Raw genomic sequence first — 25,350 nt, 5'->3', positions numbered from 1 at the left:
AGCCCGGCCAGAGGCCGGGCTTTAACGTCATCGCATCACGCAGCAAGCAATCTGGCGAGAGCCCAGCCTGTCGCGAGTGCGACAGGATCAAGCCAATGCGCGAAGTGCTGCGCGACCCGCATAGATCGCCTGGTTGTCGAGCTGCTGCTCGATACGCAGGAGCTGGTTGTACTTCGCAGTGCGGTCGGAACGCGCAAGCGAGCCGGTCTTGATCTGCCCGCAATTGGTGGCGACCGCGAGGTCGGCAATGGTGGAGTCTTCCGTCTCGCCGGAGCGATGTGACATCACGGCCGTATAGGCCGCCTTGTGCGCCATCTCCACGGCGGCGAGCGTTTCCGTCAGGGTGCCGATCTGGTTGACCTTGACGAGGATCGAATTGCCGATGCCCTTCTTGATGCCATCGGCAAGCCGCATGACATTGGTGACGAACAGGTCGTCTCCGACAAGCTGGACCTTCCCACCAATCAGATCGGTCAGTTCCTTCCAGCCGTCCATGTCGTCTTCCGCCATGCCGTCCTCGATCGAGACGATCGGATAGCGGTTGGCGAGATCCTGCAGGTACTTCGCCTGCTCGGAGCGCGAGCGGGTCTTCTTCTCGCCTTCGTAGACGTACTTGCCGTCCTTGAAGAATTCGGTCGAGGCACAGTCGAGCGCCAGCATCACGTCGCTGCCTGCCTTGTAGCCAGCCTTGCCGATGGCGCTCATGACGAAGTCGAGCGCGGCATCGGCCGACGGCAGGTTCGGCGCGAAGCCGCCCTCGTCGCCGACATTGGTGTTGTGGCCGGCCTTCTTCAGTTCGCCGCGCAGCGTATGGAAAATCTCCGCGCCACAGCGCAGGGCTTCCGCGAAACTCGCCGCGCCGACCGGCATCACCATGATTTCCTGGAAATCGATCGGGTTGTCGGCATGCACGCCACCATTGACGATGTTCATCATCGGCACCGGAAGCGTGCGCGCGGAAGTGCCGCCGACATAACGATAGAGCGGCATGTCGCAGGACGCTGCCGCAGCTTTCGCCACCGCCAATGAGACGCCGAGAATGGCGTTCGCGCCGAGACGCTTCTTGTTCGGCGTGCCGTCAAGCGCGATCATCGCGTTGTCGATCTGCACCTGCTGCTCGGCATCCATGCCACCGATGGCATCGAAAATCTCGCCGTTGACGGCCTCGACTGCCTTCTGCACGCCCTTGCCGCCATAGCGGCCCTTGTCGCCGTCGCGCAGTTCCACCGCCTCGTGGGCGCCCGTCGAAGCCCCCGACGGCACGGCAGCGCGGCCCATCGAGCCGTCCTCCAGAACCACATCGACCTCGACCGTCGGATTGCCACGGCTGTCCAGGATTTCGCGGCCAATAATATCGACGATGGCAGTCATGAGCGCCTCATTTGGATTGGATTGGAAACAGGATGGCTGCTTCTACAGCAAGGATTCCGGCGGGAAAAGCCGCATGGGCGCATAACAGAATTCGTGGCCGGATGCAGGACCCGTGACGTACCCCGTCGATTTCGCTATCACCGCGGCAACGGAGAAAACAAATGTCACGAAAGCCGCGTAAATCGGCCGTAAAGGCCCCGCTCCAGCTTGGCCGCCCGGTCACCCTGCCCGCCTCACCCGACAAGGCAAAGCTGGACCGCGTTCCCAATCCGCACCCCGGCACGGGCTATCTCGTGCGCTTCGCGGCACCCGAATTCACCAGCCTGTGCCCGATCACCGGCCAGCCCGATTTCGCGCATCTTGTGATTGATTACGTGCCCGGCGACTGGCTGGTGGAATCGAAGGCGCTGAAACTGTACCTCGCGAGCTTCCGCAACCATGGCGCGTTTCACGAGGATTGCACGGTCGCGATCGGCAAACGCCTCGTGCGCGAGATCAAGCCCACATGGCTGCGCATTGGCGGCTACTGGTACCCGCGCGGCGGCATTCCGATCGACGTATTCTGGCAGACCGGCAAACTGCCGAAGAACATCTGGGTGCCGGATCAGGGTGTGCCACCGTACAGAGGGCGCGGCTAGGACGAAGCAGCGGTGAAAATACGCCGGAAGTTCGCGAGATCCTTCACCGGCAGATCGCACACGGCGACATAGGTCGCCTTGCCGTCGCTCCAGCTCAGGGCCTGATAGCCGGACCGGCTCACCACCGGCAGCGATAGTCCCGGAGCAAGCACCGTCAGGCTCACCACATGGGTGTCGTGTTTGTACACGACGGTCGGGACCGGCGTGTTGCCGACGACATCGATACGGCCTCCCGAGAGCGTGAACCCCTGTTGCGCCAGGTTGAGCACCTGAGGGGAACGCGCAATGCGGGAGATGAACCACGGCCTGACGACGTGACTGTCCGAGGAAGCAACGTCGAACGGCTGCGATGCCAGCAACCCACGCACGTGACTTGCGATCACCTGCTGCACGAGCTCCTGCCGCGAACGGTACTGGTCGAGGGCCAGTATCGAAGCCGCGCTGATCAACACCCCAACAATGACCGCCGCCGCCAGCGCGCGCCACGACCACCGCTTTCCCCGGGGACTTTCACCCGCAACCGTCGCGCCAACGCGCGCCCGCAACGTCGCCGGCATGTCCTCCTGTGGAATAGCCCGCAGCGCGTTGCTCAGAGCAAGCATCTGTTCAAAGCGCAGCCGCAAGCCCTCGTCGCTTGCAAGGCGCTTCTCAAACGCATGCGCGGCATTCGCATCGCACTCACCGTCGAGATAAGCCTGCAACTCAAGATCGTCGTCGTCCGGAGATGCCATCATTTATCCTGCTCTCCCAGCATGTATGCGAGCACGTCCCTGCTTCGCGCCAGGCGCGACATCACCGTGCCGATGGGAATGCCCGCGATCTCTGCAATCTCGCGGTAACTCAACTGATGCATTTCGCGAAGAACGATGATTTCGCGCAGCGGTGCCGGCAATCTCGTCAGCGCATCCTGCACGCTTTCGATGTCCAGTTTGAGCAGCAGTACCTGCTCAGGCGTCTGCACGCCGGACCGATGCGCATCGCCCTGCTCCATCTGTTGGCGGTCTGCCTCACCGAGATCATCAGCGAGAACCACCGCCCTGGGCCGGTTCTTCAGGAGCCAGCTATAGGCCGTGTTCCGGACAACCGAGAGCGACCACGCACGCGCATTGGTGCCGTCGAAGGTCTGGATCGCCCGAAACGCCCGCAGCGACGCCTCCTGCACCACGTCTTCGGCATCCGCACCATTGCCCGTCAGCCAGCGCGCCAGCCGATAGGCTTCGGCCAGATGCGGCAGAAATATCTCGTCGAACAGCGAGCGATCATCGCGATTTGGCAAGGCCGCACCCGGGCACTGCATCAGACCGGAGCCATCCGGAAACTCCGGCACCTCGGTTTTAGCACATCGGGTCGATGTCGGCACGACCAGCCGCAGCCGGGGCTTCATGAGCAATCTTCGCCGCCTTTCTGCATCACGTCACGGCGTGACGACAATCTTTCCGGTCATGTGCGGATGCAGACCGCAAAAATAATCGTAGGTCCCCGCACTCGTGAACGTGAAAGAATAACGGTCATCGGTATCGAGCGCCTTCGAGCGGAAACCCTTGTCCTTTGCAACGACCGTATGCGGGATGTCGTCGCGGTTGATCCAGGTCACGGTCGTGCCTACCGGCACAGACAACTCAGCCGGACCAAAAGTGAAATTGTCGATGGTGACTTCCTTAGCCGTGCCTTCCGCCTTCACCACGCCAAGCCCCAGCATCGCTCCGCTGGCAAGGCCGAACACAGCAGCCGCAACGAAGGTCCGGCGATTTGCGATCATTCCCATAATGAGTTTCCTTAACTTGCGAGCGTTTTATCGATGAACGCGAGTGGCTTGCCGCCCTGCACGACATTGATGCTCGTGAGCCCAAGCATGGAGCGAAGCTGCTCCGCCGGAACGCGCATCGGCCCCGGCGATGGAGCAGCACCCGGCGCCGGTTGCGGAAACGCCGTGGACATCGCGGTGTGGAAGGTCACGTTGCCTTCGACCTTCTGCAGCAACTGATGGATGTGGCCGTTGAGCACGGTCACCGAGCCGAAGCGTTTCAGCATCTCCAGCACGCGCATGCCGTCGTCGGTGCCCCAGCCCCATTCGCGATAGACCGTCTGCAGCGGGATATGCGCAAACACCACGATGGGCGTCTCGCTCGACCGATCCCTGAGGTCGGCTTGCAGCCACGCAAGTTGCTCTGCGCCGAGATTGCCAAGGCCGCCGCTTTTCAGATCGACCACATTGACGAGGCCGATGAAATGCACGCCGTGGTCGTCGAAGCTGTACCAGCCTGCGCCCTGCGTGCCCTTGCCGTAGCGATCGAGGTACGCCTTGCCCTGATCCTCATCGATGATGTCGTGCTCGCCGGGAACGTAGTGAATTTTCACGCCGGTCTCACCGAACACCTGATCGGCATTGTCGAACTCGGTGGGTTTCGACAGGTGCGTGATATCGCCGGTATGAATGATGAAGGACGGCTTGACCGGCATCGCTTTCACGATGCCCACCGCCTCGCGCAAGGTGCCGAGCGCATCGGGATTGGCGGCCTTATCGAACCCGATGTGGCTATCGCTCATTTGCAGAAACGTGAAGCCGGACGACGGCGCTGCGCTCGCGTCGCCGATCAAACCTACGGAATGCGGGACGCCACCGCTGACAGTCCACAGGACGCCGGTTCCAGCCCAGATCATGCATTCGAGGGCGTGGCGGCGGCCGAGGTCGGGATGATCTTTTGACATGGCAGTCTCCCTGAAAGGGCCCACGGAGGGCGCTGTTCAGGAGACTGGGCAGAGAGCGAATTTATTCTCCCGGTCCGAAGATTTTTATTGGCTGCGGTCAGCGCGCCTTCGCCAGCGCATCGAACGCCATCAGGTTCCTCACCAGCGGCTCGAAATCCTTCAACGGCACCATGTTCGGCCCGTCGGATGGCGCATGATCGGGATCGGGATGGGTTTCGATGAAGACGCCTGCGACCCCCACCGCCACCGCGGCACGCGCCAGCACCGGCACGAACTCACGCTCGCCACCCGATGACGTGCCCTGCCCACCCGGCTGTTGCACCGAATGGGTGGCGTCGAAGATCACCGGCGCGCCGGTGGTACGCGCGAGGATCGGCAGCGCACGCATGTCACTCACCAGCGTGTTGTAACCGAACGACGCGCCGCGCTCCGTTACCAGCACGTTCGCGTTGCCGCCGCTGGTGATCTTGGCGACGACGTTCTTCATGTCCCAGGGCGCGAGGAACTGGCCCTTCTTGACGTTGACGACCTTGCCGGTGGCTGCCGCTGCAAGCAGCAGGTCGGTCTGCCGGCACAGGAAGGCCGGAATTTGCAGCACGTCCACCGCCTGCGCGACTTCGGCGCACTGTGTGGCGTCGTGCACGTCGGTCAGCACCGGCAGGCCGAGCGTCTCGCGGATTTCAGCAAATATGGGAAGCGCCTTCGCAAGCCCGATGCCGCGCTCGCTGGAAACGCTGGTGCGATTGGCCTTGTCGAATGAGGTTTTGTAGACGAGCCCGATGTTGAGCCGCGCGGCAATTTCCTTCAACGCCGAGGCGACTTCGAGCGCGTGCGCACGGCTTTCCAACTGGCATGGCCCGGCAATGACCGACAGCGGCAGATCGTTGCCGAAGGTGACGTTGCCGACGGATACGGTTTTCGAGGCTGAAACCAAAGGGGTGCTCCGCATTGAGGCCCCCTTTTGCCGGGAGCGCGGGACAAGATCAAGGCGATCCAGCCGCTTTGAAGCCGTTAAGCTTTTTACGCCTGCTCGAAAATTAGCGTCGCCCCAAACGCCGCCTCCGGCGCGATGACCACACGCCCGACCCGGCGGTGATGCGCGATGCCGCTTGCGCTCAACTGCGCTTCGAGATGACCCAGATCACGCACTTCGAGGCGCAGGCCGGACAACTCCGCGCCCTGGTCCGCCATTATTTTGACAACCCCGAATTGGTCGCGAAAGCTCGGCACTTCCATCAGGTCGATGTCGCCGTGCGGCGTCACAGACTTCACACCGATCGAATTGGAATGCAGCACCCGCACGCCGGTGAAAGCGGAGAGAAAAATGTGATGGTCGGCCGGATTGTCGGCAACCAGCACCACACCACCGACACCAACCGTTCCATTGCCGTGAACCTGACGCGCCGGATTCCAGAAATTCTGCGGAAAATGATGCTGGCAGACGGCAAAGCCCGCATGCGGCGAAAGCCCATCACGCGCGAACGCCAGCGAGAATGCGACCTTGACCGGCGAACCGCCCGGCCCTGCGCCCTCGCGCTCGAAATCGAACACCTCAAAACCACCAATGCCTGCTTCATCGAACAGTTTTGCATCGGCGCGCGCGTCGGTGCTGGCCAGCAGCACCATGCTCAGGCCTTCATGCGCTTTCAGGAAGTCGCGCTGGAAGGCGCCGAACGAAAACTGCCCCAGCGCACAAGGCACGATCTTCTCCGGCTCCGCGACTTCCAGAAGCTCGATGAAGAAGCCGGGCAACTGGATGATGCGGTTATGCGTGCCCCACGGATGGCGATTGCGGCCACCGACCTGAAAACCCGCGCGCGCATAAAAATCGGACGCCGCATCAAGATCGCGCACGGCGTGCACCACATGGTCGAGGCCGCGCGGCCGCGACCATGTCTGCGTCGGCATGATGGGACGATCGTTCACTTCACCGAGGAATATGACGTCGGCGTCAGGAAGGAGCTCGCGATGTTCGCGACGATCTGGCCGTCCTTCTCGGTCTCGGCGCGTTCCTTGATCCACTCCGGATCGGACTGGAAGGCATTCCACTTCTTTTCGCGCTCGGCGAGCGAATCCCATTCGAGCAGATAAGTCAGTTCCTGATTGGACGGCCCCACCACCGTGGTGAAGAAACCGGCCTGCTTGATGCCGTGCTTCTCCCAGATCTTCAACGTCTTGGTCTCGAAGCGCTTCGACAGCGCAGGCAGACGGCCCGGCAGGCAGGTATAAACACGCAGCTCATAAATCTTCGACATGGCAAACCCCGGATTTCGATGCCGGCTTTATAGCGCTCCACCGAGGGCATGTCTTTGCCTCGTGCAGCCGATTTCTCTCCGCCATTCGTTCAGCTTGGGGGAAGCCGGGACGATAGATCAGCGGGCAAACCGGTCCGTCACCAGCTTGAGGTCGAACGCCTCTTTTTCGGTCAGCCAGCGAATACTCTTCGTGGCCGACATCGCCTGCAGGATCGACGGCGAGACTCCCATTCGCGTCATGTAAGTAAGGATGATACCCGTGGTCTTCTGGGTATCGGCAACGATGTCGCGGCGGAAGTCCGCGGTTTTCGGCGCTTCGGTGGTGAACTGATGAACGCCGAGTACCGATCCGGGAAAGGCTTCGCGAATTGTCCCGCCGGCAAAAATGAGCACGCAGGCGCTGGCGCAATAGGACGAGCGCAAGCGGCCTTGAGCATCGGCTTTTGCCACCATGGTGGTCAGTCCGCGCGAACGAATGACATCGCCCATGATGAGGGCCTGATCAAGTTGCCCGCCCGGCGACGACAGCACGACAAAATCGCCTTCGGTCAGTTTCGCCGCGTCCAGCTTCTCGCGAAACCAGATCGCGGCCGCGGCGCCGATCTCACCCGAGACGGCCAGCGCGCGATGCAAGCGCCCACCCTCCTCGATCCGGATGACCGATGAGGTCAGCGTCGGCGCAAAATACCGGTCCTTCCAGTAGGCCCATGCCGACGGCTGGGACAAATCCTCCCAGGCCCGACCGCCCCACAGAGCGAAGATGAGGACAACGAACAAAACCGATGACAGCCAGCTACGGCCAAACCAGCGAACACGCTTCGCGGACGGCTGCCGATCCGGTGCCCTCGGTTCCGCGCCGGGAGTTGCACCCCATGGCCGCGCCGGTTCATCGCGGGACGGCGGTTTGATGTTGGGAATTTTCATCGGCCCGATCACGCTCGCCAGAATGGCCCGGCGCAGCCTATCCGGCCCGCGGATGCCTGTTCAATGGATTGTGCGAACGATCAAACCAGACGGCTCTGCGCCGCTGCCGCCTCGATGAAGGACGAAAACAGCGGGTGCGGATCCAGCGGGCGCGACTTCAATTCAGGATGGAACTGAACGCCGATGAACCACGGATGATCCTCGTATTCGACGATCTCCGGCAGCACGCCATCGGGCGACATGCCCGAGAAACGCAGGCCGTGCTGCTCAAGCCGGTCCTTGTAGGCGGTGTTGACCTCGTAGCGGTGACGATGGCGCTCTGAAATCTCGGTGACGCCGCCATAGACCTGCGAGACGCGGCTGCCCTTGCGCAGCACCGCCGGAAAAGCGCCGAGCCGCATGGTGCCGCCGAGGTCGCCCGCCTTCGAGCGCTTCTCCAGCTCATTACCGCGCAGCCACTCGGTCATCAGACCGACCAGCGGTTCTTTGGTTTCGCCGAACTCGGTGGAATTGGCGTCCTTGATGCCGACGAGATTGCGCGCCGCCTCGATCACCGCCATCTGCATGCCGAAGCAGATGCCGAAATACGGCACGCGGCGCTCGCGCGCGAACTGCACCGCCTTGATCTTGCCCTCAGCCCCGCGTTGGCCGAAGCCGCCCGGCACAAGGATGCCGTTAACGTGTTCGAGGAACGGCGCGGGGTCCTCGCGCTCGAACACCTCGCTCTCGATCCAGTCGAGATTGACCTTCACCTTGTTGGCGATGCCGCCGTGCGACAGCGCCTCGATTAGCGATTTGTAGGCGTCCTTCATGCCGGTGTACTTGCCGACCACGGCAATCGTCACCTGACCCTCGGGGTTGCGGACCCGCTCGTTGATCTCGTGCCATGGCGCCAAAGCGGGTGGCTGCTTCGGCTCGATGCCGAAGGCGGCCAGCACTTCATCGTCGAGACCGGCGATGTGGTAGGCCTCCGGCACCGCATAGATGTTGTCGACGTCGCGCGCCTCGATCACCGCACTTTCGCGCACGTTGCAGAACAGGCCGAGCTTGCGGCGCTCCTCCTTCGGGATTTCCCGGTCGGTGCGGCAAAGAAGAATATCCGGCTGGATGCCGATCGAGCGCAGTTCCTTGACCGAGTGCTGGGTCGGCTTGGTCTTGAGTTCGCCCGCGCTCGGAATGTAGGGCAGCAGCGTGAGGTGGATGTAGATCACCTCGCCGCGCGGCAGATCGTTCTTGATCTGGCGGATCGCCTCGAAGAACGGCAGACCCTCGATGTCGCCCACCGTGCCGCCGACCTCGCAGAGCACGAAGTCGTAACCCTCGTTGCCGGTAAGGACGAAATCCTTGATGGCGTTGGTGACGTGCGGGATCACCTGCACGGTCGCGCCGAGATAGTCGCCGCGGCGCTCCTTGGCGAGAATCTCCTGATAGATGCGCCCGGTGGTGATGTTGTCGGCCTTGCACGCCGGGCGGCCCGTGAACCGCTCGTAGTGGCCGAGATCGAGGTCGGTTTCCGCGCCATCGTCGGTGACGAACACCTCGCCGTGCTGATACGGCGACATCGTACCGGGGTCGACGTTGAGGTAGGGATCGAGCTTGCGAAGGCGGACCTTGTAACCTCGCGACTGCAGGACAGCGCCGAGCGCCGCCGATGCAAGTCCTTTTCCGAGCGAGGAAACCACGCCGCCGGTGATAAAAATGTACCGCGCCATGGGAGCCTACCTTTATCGCCACGGGCGAGATTCGCAAAACGAATCGCCCTTCCCCCCGGAAAAAATCATTCCCTGTGGGTTACGTTGAATTTTAAACAAACACAGCCGGTTAGCGGCCACCGCTCAGGCGCGATGGCAGCAAAGCCGGGGATGTGTCCACCGATAGTTCGGGCTTGTTCGAACCCTTACTTGGACTGCGGCGCCTGCGGAGCGGCCGGCTCTGCGGGCTTGAGCGAATCCAGAAGGTTCTTTTCCGGTGCCGGCGAGCCCGATTGCGACGTCGGCGCGGGATTGATCAGCGACTTCGGCCGGTTGTCGTAACCGGCCAGCCAGGACAGGAACAGGCTGGTGATGAAGAAGCCCGCCGCCAGAATTGCGGTGGTCCGGGTCAGAAGATTCGTGGTGCCCCGGCTCGACATGAAGCCACCGCCACCACCGCCGCCGATGCCAAGGCCACCGCCTTCGGAACGCTGCAACAGCACGACGCCGATCAGGGCGGCGACAATGATGAGATGAATGACGATAACGACGGTCTGCATAATGTCTTTCCGTCACAAACAATCGCGACCAGCCAGCCGGATACGCCAATGTCTGAGGGGTTGAGGTTGGCGCGTCTGTACACGATCGGGGCGGTGAATGCCACCCCGACGCGCCTGTCCGGCCCTAGTGTGGAGGTTCAGAAGTTCGCTTTCATTCTCTCAGCGAATCCTTACAAGCGAACTTCTGAACCTAAACCACACTAGAATCATAGATTTGCTAGTGTCCTTTCGAATCCGAAGTTCGCTCCGGAAGGCGCGGCAAAGTAGGCGAACTTCGGATTCGGGACACTAAGCGGGCACGGCCGCCGCGATGGCAAGGAAATCCGCCGCTTTCAGGCTGGCACCACCGATCAGACCTCCATTGACGTCCACCAGGGACAGGATTTCGGCGGCATTGCCAGGTTTCAGCGACCCGCCATAAAGCAGCCGCACGCCCGCTCCCTCCTCCTTGAACCTGTCCGTCAGCTTCTGGCGGATAAAGGTATGGATTTGCTCGATATCTTCCGATGTCGGGGTCAGTCCGGTTCCGATCGCCCAGACCGGCTCGTAGGCAACGACCAGATTGGCTGCGGTGGCCCCGTCCGGGATCGATCCGGCCAATTGGCCGCCCACGACCTCCATCGCCCGTCCGGCGTCGCGCTCGGTGCGGGTTTCGCCGACGCAGACGATGGCCAGCAGACCCGCCCGCCGTGCGGCAAGGGCCTTGGCACGCACGATCTCGTCGGTTTCGTGGTGATCGGTACGGCGCTCGGAATGACCGACGATGACGGCAGTCGCTCCCGCGTCCGCCAGCATTTCGGCGGAAATATCGCCGGTATGGGCTCCGGAGGCCTCCGCGTGGCAGTCCTGCCCCCCGATAGCAAGCTTCGATCCTTTGGCGCGGGCGGCGAAAGCCGCCACCAGCGTGGCGGGCGGGCAGATCAGCAGGTCAGCATTCCCCTTGGCGGAGGCGCCCGATTCCAGGATCGCCTCCAGTTCCGGCAGCGAACCCCTCAGGCCGTTCATTTTCCAGTTGCCCGCAATTAGCGGTCGGATGGCAGCCGGCATCACTCCTCCCCCTCTGGTGATCACCTCCGCTAGCAGAGGGTTCGTCCTCGCGCCACCCGCCGGCAGGCCTTATCCAGCACTCGTCGGCCCTGCCGCGGCCTCGCACCGGTTGCCCCCGCCGGGGCGGCGTTTTATACGAGACGGAACAATGCGGTGAGGGTCTTCGGCCCAGTCTATTCCGCCTCCTCTTACAAATGTGGTGTCATGCTTCGAGGGATACGAAACGTCACGTCGAACCGGGTCGGCAAGGCAATCATGAGCGTGCTGTTCGGCATCCTCATTGTCAGCTTCGCCGTCTGGGGCATCGCCGACATTTTCAAGGGTTCGACGCAGACGACGCTCGCAACGGTCGGCAACACCGATATCCCGCTGGAGCAGTTCCGCTCGGCCTATACCGACAAGCTGCAACAGATCAGCCGCCAGATCCGCCGGCCGCTCACCCCCACGCAGGGCCGCGCCTTCGGCATCGACCGCCAGTTGCTGCAACAGACCATCGCCGAGACGGCGCTCGACGAGGAAGGCCGCCGCATGGGCCTTCGGATGTCGGACGCGGAAATCGTCCGCACCATTTCAAGCGATCCGACCTTCGCCGGACCGAACGGCAAGTTCGACCCCGCCCGCTTCGCCATGGCGATGCGCGATTACAGCTACACCGAGCAGCGCTATATCGCGGAGCAGCGCCGCCTCACCCTGCGGCGTGAGCTGATCGGCAGCATCGTCGCGGGCGTCGAGCCCACCAAAACCCAGATCGAGGCGATCAGTCGTTTCCAGGACGAGCAGCGCACCATCGACTACGCCAAGATCGGCCCCGATCAGGCCGGCACTATCGAAGCTCCGTCGCCGGACGCGCTCAACACCTATTTCGAGGCCCACAAGGCTCAGTTCCGCGCGCCGGAATATCGCAAGGTGGTCTACCTTACGCTCTCACCCGACGAACTCGCCAAGAAGGTCGTGGTGTCCGACGACGATGCGCGCAAGGTGTATGACAGCCGCCGCGCCGATTATGTGAAGCCTGATCGCCGCGAAGTGCAGCAGGTCGCCTTCCAGAGCGAGGACGCCGCCAAGGCCGCGCGCGCGAAGATCGCTGGCGGCATGTCCTTCGAGGACCTTGCCAAGGACATGAAGCTGACATCCGGGGACATGAACCTCGGCCTCGTCAGCGAAAAGAGCCTCGGTGATCCCATCATCGCCAAGGCCGCGTTCGCACTGCCGCTCAATGAAGTCAGCCAGCCGGTGAAGGGCGCGCTCGCGACCGTGCTGCTCAAGGTCACCAAGATCGAGCCCGGCTCGACGGAGGCCTTCGAGAAGGTCGCTCCTGCCATCAAGAAGGAAATCGCCGAGCAGCGCGTGCGCACCGATTTCGACAAGATGCGAAACGCCGTCGAGGACGAGCGCAGCGGCGGCGCCAGCATCGCGGAGGCCGCACAAAAGAGCGGCCTCGAAGCGACAACGGTCGATGTCGACCGCTCCGGCCGCACACCGGACGGCAAGGAAGCTGCCCTGCCGAAGGGCGTCGATCTGATTACGGCGGCGTTCGGCAGCGATGTCGGCGTCGACAACGATCCCCTCACCTTCCCGGGCGGCGAAGTCTGGTTCGACGTGCTTGGCATCACCCCCTCGCGCGACCGCACGCTCGACGAGGTCAAGGATCAGGTCACCGCCCGCTGGCGCGACGAGCAGGTCGCCACGCGCCTGCGCGCCAAGGCCAAAGAACTGGTCGAGAAGATCAACAAAGGCGGCGTGTTCGCGACCGAGGTGAAGGCCGCCGGGCTGACCACGCAAACCTCCACCCCGTTCAAGCGCGAGGACAAGATCAACGGGCTGCCGGATATCGTCGTCGATACGGCTTTCCGTACCGCGAAGGGCAGCGCCGCGATGGCAGAAAATATACCGGCCAGCAGCGGCGTGGTCGTTTTCCAGGTCACCAACGTCGCCACCCCGGCGGTCGATCTCAATTCGGACGCATCGAAGAAGATGAAGGAAGGCCTCGCGCAAAACCTGAGCGACGAGCAGATCGGGCAATACATCACCCATCTGGAAACCACTCTCGGCGTGAAGGTGAACGAGAACGTATTCGCGATCGCGACCGGCGCGACCGGCAACCAGTGACCGGCCGCGCATGAGCGATTTCAAATCGATCCTCGCCAAGCTCGCGGACGGCAAATCGCTATCGCGTGAGGAAGCGGTCAGCGCATTCGACTATCTGATGTCAGGCCAGGCCACGCCGTCGCAGATCGCCGGCGCGCTGATGGCGATGCGGGTGCGTGGCGAAACCGTGGACGAGATCACGGGTGCCGTGAGTGCCATGCGCGCGAAGATGCTGCGCGTGACCGCACCAGCTGATGCAGTGGACGTGGTCGGCACCGGCGGCGACGGCGCAGGCTCCGTCAATGTCTCGACCTGTGCGGCGTTTATCGTCGCAGGCGCAGGCGTGCCGGTTGCCAAGCACGGCAATCGCGCGATGTCGTCGAAATCCGGCGCGGCTGACGTGCTGGCCTCGCTCGGCGTCAATATCGAACTGACCCCCGAACAGGTCGGCGCCTGCATCGCGAAGGCGGGTATCGGCTTCATGTTCGCACCCACGCATCACCCGGCGATCCGCCATGTCGGACCGACGCGCGTGGAACTTGGTACCCGCACGATTTTCAATTTGCTGGGGCCGCTCGCCAATCCGGCGGGCGTGAAGCGGCATATGATCGGTGTGTTCGCCAGACATTGGGTCGAGCCCGTGGCGCAGGTTCTGAAGAACCTTGGCGCGACCTCGGCCTGGGTCGTGCACGGCTCAGATGGACTCGACGAGATCACCCTCACCGGTCCGACTTACGTGGCAGAACTGGCCGATGGCGCCATCCGTTCATTTGAAGTCTCACCTGAAGACGGCGGTCTTTCCATCGTGAAAAACGCCGACCTCCAGGGTGGCGATGCCACCGCCAACGCGGCCGCGCTCAAGGCGGTGCTCGACGGCGCAAAGAACCATTACCGCGACGTTGCCCTGCTCAACGCCGGTGCTGCGCTTGTTGTCGCAGGCAGGGCGAAAGACCTCAAGGAAGGTGTTGCGCTCGGCGTCAAGGCGCTCGACAGTGGGGCGGCCGCGGCGAAACTGGCGCAACTCGTTGCCGTGTCCCGTGCTTGAGGAAGACGTATCCTTGTCCGACATTCTGCAAAAGATCGAACGCTACAAGCGCGAGGAAATCGCAGCCGCCAAGGCCGCGCGCCCGCAGGCCAAGGTCGCGGACGCGGCCCGGCGCGCACCACCCGCGCGCGGCTTCGCCAAAGCGATCCGCGATACCATTGCCCGCGACGAATTTGCGCTGATCGCCGAGATCAAGAAGGCGTCGCCATCAAAGGGACTGATCCGCGCCGATTTCGATCCGCCCGCTCTCGCAAAAGCATATGAGGCGGGCGGCGCGACCTGTCTCTCGGTGCTGACCGACACCCCCTCCTTCCAGGGCCATCTCGACTTCATGGTCGCCGCGCGTGCGGCCGTCTCATTGCCGGTGCTGCGCAAGGACTTCATGTACGACACCTATCAGGTGATGGAGTCGCGCGCGCACGGAGCCGATTGCATCCTCATCATCATGGCCGCGCTCGATGATGCGGCGGCGCGCGACATCGAGAACGCCGCGTTCGACCTCGGCATGGACGTGCTGCTCGAAGTTCACAATCAGGAAGAACTTGAACGGGCCTTGAAGCTGCACTCGCCTTTGCTCGGCATCAACAATCGTAATTTGCGCACCTTCGAGACGACGCTTGCAACCAGCGAGGCGCTCGCGGCCTCCGTACCGAAAGATCGCATTATGGTCGGCGAGAGCGGCATCTTCACGCCCGCTGACATCGCGCGGCTGGCGAAGGTCGGCATCTCGACCTTCCTCGTCGGCGAAAGCCTGATGCGGCAGGCCGACGTTACCTCCGCCACCCGCACCCTGCTTGCGAAGGCTTCATGAGACGATGACCAAACCTTCCCTCACCCATATCGACGCCAAGGGCGAAGCGCATATGGTCGATGTGTCGGCAAAGGACGCGACCGAACGCGTCGCGATGGCGGAAGGTTTCGTGGTGATGAGCGCGACTACGCTTAAACTCATCGTCGATGGCAACGCCAAGAAAGGCGACGTTCTCGGCACCGCGCGCGTCGCCGGTATCATGGCGGCGAAACGCACCTCCGATCTCATTCCGCTGTGCCATCCGCTAGCTCTCTCCAAAGTCACGCTCGACATCACCACCGATGACAAGCTGCCCGGCTGCCGTGTCGAGGCGAGCGTCAAGGTGACGGGGCCGACCGGCGTGGAGATGGAAGCACTGACCGCGGTGTCGGTTGCCTGCCTGACCATCTACGACATGATCAAGGCGGTCGAGCGCGGCGTTCACATTGAAGGCATCCGCCTTCTCGAAAAGAGTGGCGGCAAGTCCGGTCACTACAAGCATGAAAAATAACACGGAAGCTCCATCATGGCGCTAATGCCGGTCGCCGACGCACTGAACTCCATCCTCAACGGCATACAGCCTCTGCCCGCAGAAGACGTCGCACTGGACGATGCGCTTCATCGCACTCTGGCCCGCGACATCGCCGCACGCCGAACCCAGCCACCCGCGCCGATGTCGGCGATGGACGGTTACGCCATCCATCTCGAGGATGCCCTCAAGGGCGCGCGCCTCGGTGTAATCGGCGAGAGCGCCGCCGGGCGCCCGTTCGACCAATCCGTCGGCAAGGGCCAGGCGGTCCGCATCTTCACCGGAGGCGTGGTGCCCGACGGCGCTGATACCATCGTCATTCAGGAGGACGTGCAGCGCGACCGCGATTTCATCACTTTATCGGAAGCCGCCCCTGTGCCCCGCCACATCCGCAAAGCGGGTATCGATTTCCGTGAAGGCGACGTCCTGTTGAAGCGCGGAACCCTCCTCAGCGACCGCGATTTGTCGCTCGCCGCATCGATGAACCACCCGGCATTGCCGGTACATCGCAAGCCGAAGGTCGCGATCCTCGCCACCGGCGACGAACTGGTGATGCCGGGCTCGCAACCGGCACCTGGCCAGATCATCTATTCGAACGCCTATGCCATTCGCGCGCTCATGCATAACAGCGGTGCCGAACCAATCGATCTCGGTATCGCCCGCGATACGCTGGAAGACACCCGCGCTGCCATCCGTCGCGCCGAGGCGCTTAGTGCCGACATTCTCATTACCACCGGCGGCGCGTCGGTCGGCGAGCACGATCTCGTCAAACCATCGTTCGAGGCCGAAGGCATCGACATCAAATTCTGGAAGATAGCGCTCCGCCCCGGCAAGCCGATGATGCACGGCCGCAAGGGAGCGATGAGCGTGATCGGGCTGCCCGGCAATCCGTCATCGTCCTACGTCTGTTCGTTCGTGTTCGTGGTGCCACTAATCCGCGCACTTTCAGGGCGCGCGCACATCGCCCATTGCATCGAGACTGCCATCCTCAGCCACAATCTGCCCGCCAACGATCATCGTCAGGAATACATGCGGGCGCGGATCGCGATCAACGATAGCGGCATCGCCGTCGCGACCGCCGTGGATCATCAGGATAGCTCGCTGCTGAACAATCTATCCGCTGCAGATGCGCTGCTGATCCGCCCGCCGCACGCACCCGCCGCACCGGCAGGCGCGCGCTGCGACATCATCCGGCTGCCAATTTGAGCCTTACGGCCGGGAATCGACCGGCCGGCGGCGCTTCTGCCATGCCGCCACGATCACGAGTAGCGGGATCGCCAGCGCGACCCACGACAGCGCCCACCAGACACCGCCCTGTCCGAGCAGTGCCGACAACAACCCGAAGATCACCAGGGCGGCGAGAGCGGCCGGCCAGCGCCAGATCCGGGAAAATCCAAAGCGCATAGTCACTCCGCCGCTTCACGCGAGACGGCAAGTGCCGCGCTGGCGTTGCTTTCCACCAGTTCCGTATCCGACTCGCTGGCAGACGACGTTCGCCGCGACAGCCATAGATAGAGCCCGCTGCCCAGAACCATGATGGTGACGAGATCGAGCAGTGCCCAGATGATCTTCAGCGGCATGCCGCCGTAATCGCCGAAGTGCAGCGGCCGCGACACTTCCAGCGCACGCAGATACCACGGCATCTCGACCACCGCCTGTAGCTTGCCGCCGCGGGCATCAATCATCACCGGACTGAACAGCCGCGATGTCAGCGGCTCCTTGCCCTTCGCCCAAAAGAGATAATGAAACGGCGAACCGAACTGCGAGCCGGGAAACACCACGCTGGTGATGCGCATGTCAGGCACGGCCGCCTGCGCCGTCTCCAGCGCCTGCTGCACCGAACTCATCTCAGAAGCGGCCGGCGTGGTCTGGCCCTCGAAGGGTTCGAGCATCGCGCGCACGTCCGTGTTCTGCCACAGCATGAACATCGGCTTCGACAGTTCGTTGATGACTCCGGTCGCGCCGACCACGAGCGCCCAGGCCAGCGTCACGACGCCGATCATGTTATGCAGATCGAGCCATTTCAGGCGCGGCGAGCGATCCGCGCGCACGGTGGCGAAATCGAGCTTGCGCATGAACGGACCATAGACCGCGATCCCCGAGACAATCGCGACGACGAACAGAAAACCCATCGTGCCCAGGAACAATTCGCCGGGAAGGCCCGCGAACATATCCCTGTGCAGCGTAAGCATCAGCCCGAGGAAGGTCGGGCTTTCCTCGGTCAGCGGCTTCGACTGCCGGATCACCTGCGCCGTGCGCGCGTCGTATTTGATCCAGTGCGCCACCTTACGGTTGGCCTTAAATGCTTCCCATGACGGCGCCATCGTAACGATGACCTTGGGCTCGTCGTCGTCCATGAACGTCGAGACGACGATCTCGTCAGGATACATCTGCCGGCTCTTGGCGACGATCCCATCCAGATTGGCGCTGGGCGTATCCGCGGGCAGCGACGCATAAGGTGGATCAGTATCGAGCAGATGCTCGATCTCCTCGCCGAATATCAGCGGCAGACCGGTGATACAGATCACTAGCAGAAATGCCGTGCAAATCAGACTGGCCCATTTATGGACCCAGAACCATTTTCGAAAGGCGGAGCGAGTCATTTATGCTCTGCCGACGATCTGCATGTTCGAAAGGTCAGGAACGGGCGGGCGGCGGGCAGCGGCTTCAATTTCCGCCAGCAATATGTCGACATCAGATGGCAATGGCTGCCAGCCGCAAGGGCATTCCTGTGCATGATGCGTGGCGGAAGACTGCCGATAGATCGCGCCGAGCGCGGAAGCCATCATCCGCATCACCGTCATCGGAGGCACCGCGGAACTGTCGAGCGTCCGGCAAAACGTCGCCATCAGGTGGTGATCGATCTCGGCCTGCATCGGTTCAGGCCCGTCGTGATCTGCCATCGACATCTCTCCTACTGCTCATCGCATCACGCGAAGACGTAGGCGGTTGCCACGAGGCCCTCAACCGAACATTCCCTTCTGGAATTAGAAGATATCGAAGCCATCGCATGGGCAGCATTGCGCGATCAGATGAGCAGCGCCTTGGGCGTCGCTCAAAGGCGTGCGCCGCTACACCCGGGGGCCAAATACGACTTCCGGTCCATTCCGGCATGATTTCCTAAAAACAGCGCCTTCGGATTCATAAGAATTTAACTATTGCAGAACATGTATGGAACATATAGTGTATGTTCATGATTTGTTTCGAGTGAGTCTGGCACCTGTCGTGAACAAACAGGCGGCCGAGGAAACGGGTGATGACCCGCTTGAACATGACTATCCGCTGGACGATGAGATTGAGGGCTGCGCCGGATGCTGACACGCAAACAATATGAACTGCTGCGCTTCATCAACGAGCGGCTGAAGGAAAGCGGCGTTCCGCCTTCCTTCGATGAGATGAAGGATGCCCTCGACTTGCGGTCGAAGTCCGGCATCCACCGGCTTATCACGGCGTTGGAAGAGCGCGGCTTCATCCGCAGGCTCGCCAACCGCGCCCGCGCCATCGAGGTCATCAAGCTGCCCGAGCCCGTCGCCAGCAGCGGCGCCCGGCGCGGTTTCACCCCCAGCGTGATCGAAGGCAATCTCGGCAAGGTGCGCAGCACTGTTCCTGGCGGTTTCGATGAAAGTGGCGAGCAGCCCGTCGCGGTCCCGGTGATGGGGCGCATCGCCGCTGGTACTCCGATCGAGGCGCTGCAGACCCGCAGCCACACCATCAGCGTGCCGCCCGATATGCTCGGCTCCGGCGAGCATTACGCGCTCGAAGTGCGCGGCGATTCGATGGTGGAAGCCGGCATCCTCGACGGCGACATGGCGCTGATCCAGCGCAACGAGAATGCCGATACCGGCGACATCGTCGTGGCGCTGATCGACGAGGAGGAAGCGACTCTGAAGCGTTTCCGCCGCCGCGGGGCCTCCATTGCTCTGGAGCCTGCCAACGCCGCCTATGAGGTCCGCATCCTGCCGCCCAACCGTGTCCGCATCCAGGGCAAGCTGATCGGGCTTTACCGGAAATACTAGGACCGCCACCGCTCAGTCGGCGGCCTCCTGCTCGGTCTCCGGCGGCGTCGCATCGACGGATTTCGAGGTCGCTCCATGCCTTGCTGCGGCATTAGTCCGCACGCGGGCGGATGCCATCGCGGGAGCCCATGGCCGGTCCACACCCTCAGGCTCACTCATAGTGATGCTGTAGCCCTGCGCCGTTCTTTTTAATGCAACGCCGCCCAGCCCACGCAGATCGTCGCGATAGAAAACGCGGGCGGCGCAATCGGCGGGCGTCTGATATGGCGTGATGAGGATTTTGGCCTGCGCGCAATCATCGACCAGTGCCTCTGGCTGTCTCGTCAGCGCGATCAGATCGCCCTCTTTCCCCTCGACCACGCAGCCCTCCTCGTCGCACGAGACGCCTTGCGCAATGCTCGGGTCGGTGACGGCGCGCGGATCGGCATCGGCCGCCAGCCACTCGCGCCAAACAAAGACATTCTTCGCAGTGTGCATGATGCGCAAACGGCTATCCTTGCCGCGCACCGCGACGCTCGATGCATCGCTCGCGATCAGGATGTCGGGCTCCGTCACAACAGCCGCCCATACCACGCCGCAACCGATCAACCCCACTCCTGCCCAGCGCAGCGGCGAGCGCAACAGACCGAGCACGACGATGCCGCCGCTCATGACGATCAGCGGCCCGATGCTAAAGGTATGAACGCGGCCGAACGCACCCGGCAACGCCGCTACCCATTGCGACACGAAGATCATCCAGTCGATGCCGACACCCATCAGGTGCCAGAACAGGCTGTCGAAACCGAACGGAATGGCCACGATCCCGAGCAAGCCGGCTGGCATCACCAGCCCCGACACCACTGGCATCGCGACCAGATTGGCGATGACGCCGTAAGGCGCGATCCGGTGGAAATGAAACGCGGCATAAGGCGTGGTAGCAAGGCCCGCGACAAACGACGCGAGCGCCAGCACCACAAGCTCGCGTCCACCCCAGGCAGCGAAGCGCCCGAGGTTGCTATCGTCGCTCGCGGCAAACCATTGCGGCATCCCGATCTGCGCCAGCACGACAAGCCCAAGCGTTGCAGCAAACGACATTTGAAAACTGGGATGCACCAGCGCCTCCGGGGCGATCAGCAACACCAGCATGGCGGCCAGCGCCAGCGTGCGAAACGTGATCGCGCGACGGTCCGCCATCACCGCGACCAGCACCAGCGCCGTCATATAGAAGGAGCGCTGTGTCGCGACCTCCGCACCCGATAGCAGCAGATAGAACAGCGCCGCGATCAACGCCGCCAGTGCGGCCCATTTCTTGATCGCATAGCGCGTGCTCAACATCGGGCTCAGCGCCAGCAGCGCGCGGATCGCGAAGAACACTACGCCCGCGACCACCGCCATGTGATAACCGGAGATCGACAGCACATGGCCGAGCCCAGAGACAAACAGTGCATCGTTGTTCGTCGTCGAGATCGCATCGCGCCGGCCGGTGAGAAGTGCGGTTGCAATTGCGCGCTGGTCGCCGCTCAAGACCGTGCGAATGCGTGCGTCCACGGCGTCACGCAAACCCTGCATCAACGCCGCATAACGCAACCGCCAGTCGCCTTGCTTCGGCGTGTCCTGTGTCCTGATCGTTCCGAGCGCGAAACCGGATGCGCCGATGCCCTGAAAATACATGTCTCGCGCAAAATCGTAGCCACCGGGGCGAAGCGGCCGCAGCGGCGGCAACAACCTCGCCTTCAGCGTCACATAGCTGCCGACCGCAGGCGCCGTGCCCTTGCGCACCGATAACCTGACCCGCTGCAAGCGCGGCGCGCCGCGCGCTTCCATTTTCTCAACCCGCAGCATGAAGCGGTCGGCGCGCTCGCGTTCTTCATGCGTCTCGACAAAGCCTTCCAGCGTCGCCGAACCCACCGGGGTCAGCAGCACCGCGTGCGAGACGTATGCAGTCTTCAGCGTCGCGGTGGCAAAGCCGGCAAGCAGCGCCGCAAACAACGCGATATAGGGAAACATCGGCCTTCGCCGCACGGCCAGCGCAAGCAGACACGCCAGTCCCGCGACCGGCGCGACAACCGCCGCCATCGGCTCGCGCGCAGCCGTGAAATAGAGTGCGATGCCTGCGCCGAAAGCGACCGGAATCCATGGCAGCAACCGGCCGGGACCAGTCTCGGCGCGTATCCAGTTGAGATTCGATTCCGTGAGCGAGCGCCACCAGCGCCCAGGGAAAGTAGACGCGATCGCTGTCTCGCGCGTCGGCCATGCGATGGCCCTGCCCGCGCGCGGCCTTTCCTGCTCCCGGCCCCTGTCCGCCATTCCGCCGCCCGTGTGTCGGCTATCCCACCGCCATGCTAGCGGAGGCGATCAGACCCCGACACGGGAACGGATGCAGAATCCGACAGCCGGTTAGCCCGTAACCTTGGCGTAGCTGTCGCGCAGGCCGACGGTGCGGTTAAACACCAGCCGGTCGGGCGTCGAGTCGCGGTCGCGGACGAAATAGCCCTGCCGCTCGAACTGCACCGCACCATCCGCCGCCTCGCTCTTGAATGCAGGCTCGACCTTGCAGCCCGTCAGCGTTTCCAGCGAATTCGGATTGAGCTGCGCGGCGAAATTGCCCGCCTCCGGCTGCGGGGTCGCGAACAGATTGTCGTAGACACGAACTTCCGCCGGCACCGCCGCAGCGGCGCTGACCCAGTGGATCGTCGCCTTCACCTTGCGGCCGTCAGGCGCGTTGCCGCCGCGCGTTGCCGGATCATACGTGCAGCGCAACTCGATCACCTCGCCCGCCGTGTTCTTGATAACCTCGCGGCAGGTGATGAAATAGGCATAGCGCAGCCGCACCTCGCGCCCCGGCGCGAGACGGAAGAACTTCTTCAGCGGCTCCTCCATGAAATCGTCTTGCTCGATGTAAAGCTCACGCCCGAACGGAATCTTGCGCGTGCCCTGTGTCTCATCCTCGGGATGATTGACCGCCTCGAGTTCCTCGACCTGACCTTCGGGGTAATTCTCGATCACCACTTTCAGCGGGCGCAACACCGCCATGCGGCGCAACGCAGTTTTGTTCAGCGTCTCGCGGATCGCGAAATCAAACATGCCGATATCGACGGTCGAATTGGCCTTGGCGACGCCGATGCGCTTGACGAAATCGCGCAGCGCCTGCGGAGGCACGCCACGCCGCTGCAGCCCGGCAAGCGTCGGCATGCGCGGATCGTCCCAGCCGGAAACATGGCCCTCGCGCACCAGTTCGGTCAGCACGCGCTTGGACAAGAGCGTGTAGGTCATGTTGAGGCGCGCGAACTCGTACTGATGCGGGTGCGAGGGCACCGGCAAATTGTCAAGGAACCAGTCGTAAAGCGGCCGGTGATCCTCGAATTCCAACGTGCAGATCGAATGCGTGATGTGTTCGATGGAATCGGACTGGCCGTGCGCGAAATCGTAACTCGGATAGATGTTCCACGCCGTTCCGGTGCGCGGATGGTGCGCGTGCAGAATCCGATAGAGCACAGGGTCGCGCAGGTTGATGTTGCCGGAACCCATGTCGATCTTGGCGCGCAGCACGCGCGTGCCGTTTGGAAATTCACCAGCGCGCATCCGTGCGAACAGGTCGAGATTCTCCGCAACTGAACGATTGCGGAACGGGCTGTTCTGCCCGGCCTCGGTCAGGGTGCCGCGCGTCAGCCGGATCTCGTCCGGCGACTGGTCGTCGACATAGGCCTTGCCGGCGCGGATCAGGTCCTGCGCCCAGGCGTAAAGCTGCTCGAAATAGTCCGAAGCAAAATGCAGGTGTTCACCCCAGTCGAAACCGAGCCAGCGGACGTCGCGCTGGATGGCGTCGATGAACTCCTGCTCCTCCTTCGCCGGGTTGGTATCGTCGAAACGCAGGTGGCAGCGCCCGCCGAATTCCTCGGCGATACCGAAATTCAGGCAGATCGACTTGGCATGGCCGAGATGCAGGTACCCGTTGGGTTCCGGCGGAAAGCGCGTCACCACGCCCTTGTGCTTCCCCGAGGCCAGGTCTGCCGCCACAATCTCGCGGATGAAGTCGCGGCCCGCATCCGGCGTCGATTCGTCAGTCATTTTTATCCCTTCAAGTTGCGCCCTATGTGCCAAATCCGCGCCGCCGCGCCAAGAGCACATCCAAGGGATAGGGCCTGCCTTGGCAGCCTGTAAAAAACGAACTTTTGACCTTCCGGCGGCATTTGCCGCCGGGATGCCGGGACAGTGTCCCGGCAGTATGATAAAGGCCCGCCCAATACCCCCTCCCGAGAGCGATTGAACCACCTGAAATGACCAAACCCGTTGTCACCCGCTTTGCGCCCTCTCCGACCGGCTTTCTCCATATCGGCGGCGGACGCACCGCTCTGTTCAACTGGCTCTATGCCCGCAAAAATGGTGGCAAGATGCTGCTGCGGATCGAAGACACCGACCGCGAGCGTTCCACGCAGGCGGCGATCGATGCGATCCTCGACGGGCTAAAGTGGCTGGGTATCGATTGGGACGACGAGACGATCTACCAGTTCAGCCGCGCGGGGCGGCACCGCGAGGTCGCCGAGCTGCTTCTTGCTGAGGGCAAGGCCTATCGCTGCTACGCGACTCCGGAGGAACTGACCCAGATGCGCGAGGCAGCGCGGGCCGAAGGCCGGGCCGTGCGCTACGATGGCCGCTGGCGCGATCGCGACCCGGCGGAGGCTCCTGCCGGGGCCAAGCCGGTGATCCGTCTCAAGGCGCCCCAGAGCGGGGAAACCGTGATCGAGGATCAGGTCCAGGGCCGCGTGGTCTGGCAGAACGAGAACCTGGATGATCTGGTGCTGCTTCGTTCCGACGGTACCCCCACCTACATGCTCGCCGTCGTCGTGGATGACCACGACATGGGCGTCACCCACGTCATCCGCGGCGACGACCACCTGATCAACGCTGCGCGCCAGAAGCATATCTACGATGCGCTAGGATGGGATGTGCCGGTCATGGCGCACATTCCGCTGATCCACGGACCGGACGGCTCAAAGCTCTCCAAGCGCCATGGCGCGCTTGGCGTCGAAGCCTATCGCGCCATGGGATACCTCCCGGCGGCGCTACGGAATTATCTGGTGCGGCTCGGCTGGAGTCATGGCGATCAGGAAATATTTTCCACACAGGAAATGATTGAGGCATTCGATCTCGGTTCGATCGGCCGCTCGGCCGCGCGCTTCGATTTCGCCAAACTCGAAAACCTGAACGGCCATTATATTCGCTCCACCGACGATGCCGAACTGGTGAAAAGTTTCGAGGATGTCCTGCACTTCATCCCGCAAGGCCCCGCGTTGCAGGCCAAACTCAACGACACCACGCGCGCGCAACTCTTGCAGGCGATGCCCGGACTGAAAGAGCGCGCCAAGACGTTGATCGAACTGGTCGAGAGCGCCAACTACATCTTCGCCGACCGGCCCCTCACGATGGACGCAAAGGCCTCAGCATTGTTGACGTCGCAAACCCGCGCGCTCATTAGCGAACTCCGCCGTCACCTCGCCGAGGTGAAGGAATGGAACGGGGCAACGACAGAAGCCGCGATGCGTGATTACGCCGAGAAAAACAACCTGAAACTCGGAGCTGTCGCCCAGCCATTGCGCGTGGCTCTGACCGGCAGAACGACGTCTCCCGGTATTTTTGACGTCCTGGCCGTTCTAGGACGTGAAATATCCTTGGCAAGGTTGCAGGATCAGAGCCAGTAACCCCCTACC

The 25,350-nt window shown here is 62.8% G+C and carries 25 protein-coding genes; 8 read left to right on the top strand and 17 right to left on the bottom strand.

What is annotated here, in order from left to right; genetic code table 11:
• Positions 1–87 precede the first annotated feature (87 nt).
• The gene (gene eno, locus AC1RNA_RS16930; protein WP_009340717.1) at positions 88–1,371 is read right to left on the bottom strand and encodes a phosphopyruvate hydratase; all 1,284 of its coding nucleotides are present in this window, start codon (positions 1,369–1,371) and stop codon (positions 88–90) included.
• A gap of 161 nt (positions 1,372–1,532) precedes the next feature.
• On the opposite strand from eno, the gene queF reads away from it, so the two are divergent.
• Positions 1,533–2,009, top strand: coding sequence for a preQ(1) synthase (gene queF, locus AC1RNA_RS16925; protein WP_492951838.1), 477 nt, complete (start codon positions 1,533–1,535; stop codon positions 2,007–2,009).
• Here the strand turns inward: queF and AC1RNA_RS16920 are convergent.
• The 11 genes from AC1RNA_RS16920 to tpiA all read right to left on the bottom strand — a co-directional run bounded on the left by AC1RNA_RS16920 (position 2,006) and on the right by tpiA (position 11,195).
• On the bottom strand, positions 2,006–2,743 hold the full coding sequence (locus AC1RNA_RS16920) for an anti-sigma factor family protein (RefSeq protein WP_009340719.1): 738 nt from the start codon (positions 2,741–2,743) through the stop codon (positions 2,006–2,008). The two genes, queF and AC1RNA_RS16920, sit on opposite strands and share 4 nt — an antisense overlap.
• Positions 2,740–3,393 carry a sigma-70 family RNA polymerase sigma factor gene (locus tag AC1RNA_RS16915; RefSeq protein ID WP_492951837.1) on the bottom strand — a complete coding sequence of 218 codons (654 nt, stop codon included), beginning with the start codon at positions 3,391–3,393 and terminating at the stop codon, positions 2,740–2,742. Before AC1RNA_RS16915 ends, AC1RNA_RS16920 begins: the two co-directional genes overlap by 4 nt.
• Positions 3,394–3,423: 30 nt before the next feature.
• Positions 3,424–3,774, bottom strand: a complete 351-nt coding sequence (locus AC1RNA_RS16910; protein WP_009340721.1) for a cupredoxin domain-containing protein — start codon at positions 3,772–3,774, stop codon at positions 3,424–3,426.
• Positions 3,775–3,785: 11 nt separating this feature from the next.
• Positions 3,786–4,718: a metallophosphoesterase family protein gene (locus tag AC1RNA_RS16905; RefSeq protein ID WP_009340722.1), complete on the bottom strand. Its 933-nt coding sequence runs from the start codon at positions 4,716–4,718 to the stop codon at positions 3,786–3,788.
• Positions 4,719–4,815: 97 nt separating this feature from the next.
• Positions 4,816–5,667, bottom strand: a complete 852-nt coding sequence (gene kdsA, locus AC1RNA_RS16900; protein WP_492951836.1) for a 3-deoxy-8-phosphooctulonate synthase — start codon at positions 5,665–5,667, stop codon at positions 4,816–4,818.
• Positions 5,668–5,738: 71 nt separating this feature from the next.
• Positions 5,739–6,626 carry a VOC family protein gene (locus AC1RNA_RS16895; RefSeq protein ID WP_492951835.1) on the bottom strand — a complete coding sequence of 296 codons (888 nt, stop codon included), beginning with the start codon at positions 6,624–6,626 and terminating at the stop codon, positions 5,739–5,741.
• A 14-nt stretch (positions 6,627–6,640) separates the two neighbouring features.
• Positions 6,641–6,973, bottom strand: a complete 333-nt coding sequence (locus AC1RNA_RS16890) for an NIPSNAP family protein (RefSeq protein WP_009340725.1) — start codon at positions 6,971–6,973, stop codon at positions 6,641–6,643.
• 117 nt (positions 6,974–7,090) lie between these two features.
• Complete coding sequence (locus tag AC1RNA_RS16885) at positions 7,091–7,897, bottom strand: COG3904 family protein (protein WP_492951834.1); 807 nt, start codon at positions 7,895–7,897, stop codon at positions 7,091–7,093.
• 80 nt (positions 7,898–7,977) lie between these two features.
• A complete protein-coding gene (gene pyrG / locus AC1RNA_RS16880; RefSeq protein WP_492951833.1) occupies positions 7,978–9,609 on the bottom strand; it encodes a CTP synthase in 1,632 nt (543 codons plus the stop codon).
• Positions 9,610–9,794: 185 nt separating this feature from the next.
• Positions 9,795–10,148 (bottom strand): preprotein translocase subunit SecG, encoded by a 354-nt coding sequence (gene secG / locus AC1RNA_RS16875; protein ID WP_009340728.1) that lies wholly within the window; start codon positions 10,146–10,148, stop codon positions 9,795–9,797.
• 288 nt (positions 10,149–10,436) lie between these two features.
• The gene (tpiA, locus tag AC1RNA_RS16870) at positions 10,437–11,195 is read right to left on the bottom strand and encodes a triose-phosphate isomerase (RefSeq protein ID WP_492951832.1); all 759 of its coding nucleotides are present in this window, start codon (positions 11,193–11,195) and stop codon (positions 10,437–10,439) included.
• 204 nt (positions 11,196–11,399) lie between these two features.
• Between tpiA and AC1RNA_RS16865 the strand changes: the two genes are divergently transcribed.
• From AC1RNA_RS16865 to AC1RNA_RS16845, 5 genes are read left to right on the top strand one after another with little or no spacing between them, the layout of a single operon-like run.
• A complete protein-coding gene (locus AC1RNA_RS16865; RefSeq protein ID WP_492951831.1) occupies positions 11,400–13,304 on the top strand; it encodes a peptidylprolyl isomerase in 1,905 nt (634 codons plus the stop codon).
• 10 nt (positions 13,305–13,314) lie between these two features.
• Positions 13,315–14,328, top strand: coding sequence for an anthranilate phosphoribosyltransferase (gene trpD / locus AC1RNA_RS16860; protein ID WP_009340731.1), 1,014 nt, complete (start codon positions 13,315–13,317; stop codon positions 14,326–14,328).
• A gap of 13 nt (positions 14,329–14,341) precedes the next feature.
• Complete coding sequence (trpC, locus tag AC1RNA_RS16855; RefSeq protein ID WP_048755983.1) at positions 14,342–15,139, top strand: indole-3-glycerol phosphate synthase TrpC; 798 nt, start codon at positions 14,342–14,344, stop codon at positions 15,137–15,139.
• Positions 15,140–15,143: 4 nt separating this feature from the next.
• A complete protein-coding gene (moaC, locus tag AC1RNA_RS16850; RefSeq protein ID WP_009340733.1) occupies positions 15,144–15,629 on the top strand; it encodes a cyclic pyranopterin monophosphate synthase MoaC in 486 nt (161 codons plus the stop codon).
• 15 nt (positions 15,630–15,644) lie between these two features.
• On the top strand, positions 15,645–16,853 hold the full coding sequence (locus AC1RNA_RS16845) for a molybdopterin molybdotransferase MoeA (protein ID WP_492951830.1): 1,209 nt from the start codon (positions 15,645–15,647) through the stop codon (positions 16,851–16,853).
• Positions 16,854–16,856: 3 nt separating this feature from the next.
• Here the strand turns inward: AC1RNA_RS16845 and AC1RNA_RS16840 are convergent, their stop codons facing one another.
• The 3 genes from AC1RNA_RS16840 to AC1RNA_RS16830 are packed head-to-tail and all read right to left on the bottom strand — an operon-like array spanning position 16,857 to position 18,550.
• Complete coding sequence (locus tag AC1RNA_RS16840; protein ID WP_492951865.1) at positions 16,857–17,051, bottom strand: hypothetical protein; 195 nt, start codon at positions 17,049–17,051, stop codon at positions 16,857–16,859.
• Between the two features lie 2 nt (positions 17,052–17,053).
• Positions 17,054–18,250: a PepSY-associated TM helix domain-containing protein gene (locus AC1RNA_RS16835; RefSeq protein WP_492951829.1), complete on the bottom strand. Its 1,197-nt coding sequence runs from the start codon at positions 18,248–18,250 to the stop codon at positions 17,054–17,056.
• Complete coding sequence (locus AC1RNA_RS16830) at positions 18,251–18,550, bottom strand: hypothetical protein (protein WP_492951828.1); 300 nt, start codon at positions 18,548–18,550, stop codon at positions 18,251–18,253. It abuts the gene before it with no gap.
• 408 nt (positions 18,551–18,958) lie between these two features.
• Here AC1RNA_RS16830 and lexA point away from each other — a divergent pair, with 408 nt between their 5' ends.
• Positions 18,959–19,663: a transcriptional repressor LexA gene (lexA, locus tag AC1RNA_RS16825; protein WP_009340738.1), complete on the top strand. Its 705-nt coding sequence runs from the start codon at positions 18,959–18,961 to the stop codon at positions 19,661–19,663.
• A gap of 12 nt (positions 19,664–19,675) precedes the next feature.
• Here the strand turns inward: lexA and AC1RNA_RS16820 are convergent, their stop codons facing one another.
• Together AC1RNA_RS16820 and AC1RNA_RS16815 are read right to left on the bottom strand one after the other, a co-directional pair.
• Entirely contained in the window at positions 19,676–21,949 is a 2,274-nt protein-coding gene (locus AC1RNA_RS16820) for a ComEC/Rec2 family competence protein (RefSeq protein ID WP_492951827.1), read from the bottom strand.
• Between the two features lie 90 nt (positions 21,950–22,039).
• Entirely contained in the window at positions 22,040–23,710 is a 1,671-nt protein-coding gene (locus AC1RNA_RS16815; RefSeq protein WP_492951826.1) for a glutamine--tRNA ligase/YqeY domain fusion protein, read from the bottom strand.
• A gap of 209 nt (positions 23,711–23,919) precedes the next feature.
• On the opposite strand from AC1RNA_RS16815, the gene gltX reads away from it, so the two are divergent.
• Complete coding sequence (gene gltX, locus AC1RNA_RS16810) at positions 23,920–25,341, top strand: glutamate--tRNA ligase (RefSeq protein WP_492951825.1); 1,422 nt, start codon at positions 23,920–23,922, stop codon at positions 25,339–25,341.
• Positions 25,342–25,350: the final 9 nt, after the last annotated feature.

It is taken from the genome of Afipia sp. GW821-FHT14H12 (assembly GCF_058803465.1).
The sequence above is the reverse complement of the archived record's forward strand: the minus strand, read 5'-3'. Positions and strand labels throughout refer to the sequence as shown.